The sequence below is a fragment of the Clostridium tyrobutyricum genome, assembly GCF_019144085.1.
GTDB lineage: Bacteria > Bacillota > Clostridia > Clostridiales > Clostridiaceae > Clostridium_B > Clostridium_B tyrobutyricum_A.
This window is the reverse complement of sequence record NZ_JAHHUY010000100.1, coordinates 1-463: the sequence shown is the minus strand read 5'-3', so window position 1 is coordinate 463 and position 463 is coordinate 1. Positions and strand designations below refer to the sequence as shown.

At 30.7% G+C, this 463-nt stretch carries 1 pseudogene; it reads left to right on the top strand.

The features are described 5' to 3' along the window. Positions 1-195: 195 nt before the first annotated feature. Positions 196-463: pseudogene (locus KM800_RS15195) on the top strand (hypothetical protein); the annotation flags it as partial.

The following is a 463-nucleotide window of genomic DNA, read 5'->3' as shown; positions in this document are numbered from 1 at the left end:
CATGATATATGGCATTTAAATAATCTGTACAACACTATAAAAATCTGGTGATTGAATAAAAATCACCAGATTTTTATTTTATATAAATTGTCAATATTGAAATTTATATAAAAATTCAGCTTATACAGGTTACATTTAAAAGATTTTTACCTTTATATTATATGTAATCAAAAATAAGAAAAGAGGGTATAAAAAATGGATCAAATGGTTTTAAAAGTTCAAAAGTGGTTAAATAGTACTTACGGGAGCAATTCAAATTACACATCTGTAACTGAAGACGGAATAACTGGAGGAGGAACAGTATCAGCTTTAATAACAGCTCTCCAAATTGAGCTAGGAATTCAACCAGCGGATGGAGTTTTTGGGGCAGCTACACAAGCAGCATGTCCAACACTGCCTAATACAAATGCTTCCAAGAATGAGGTATATATTCTTCAAGGTGCTCTATATTGCAAAGGTTATA